This window comes from Gilvimarinus sp. 1_MG-2023, assembly GCF_030548285.1.
On the sequence record NZ_JAUOSC010001401.1, the window covers coordinates 1 to 250 of the forward strand.

Annotated in this window: 1 protein-coding gene; it reads right to left on the bottom strand. The window is 55.6% G+C overall.

Features of this window, described 5'->3' with window-relative positions; translation table 11 throughout:
* The coding region (locus tag Q4563_RS21435) for a hypothetical protein (RefSeq protein ID WP_303605961.1) at nt 1–229 on the bottom strand (229 nt) is incomplete at its 3' end.
* Nucleotides 230–250 lie beyond the last annotated feature (21 nt).

Sequence of the window (250 nt, forward strand, 5' to 3'; positions counted from 1 at the left end):
CATCGATATTATCCAGTTGCGCTTCAGCCATCAGCCGGTTCAGCTGCGGTGAACCTAACTGTGCCCACCACTGATGTTGTAATTGCCCGACGTGCAAGGCCTGCTTGGTCTGTTGTGCATTGGCTGCCATATCAGGTAATGCCACGACTTCCGGCTCAAACCGCTGTGGCCCGGCGCAACCACCAGCCGCCAGCATCGCAGCCAGAGCGGTAATTTTCATGGCCATCATGTATGACCCCGAATGCAATCT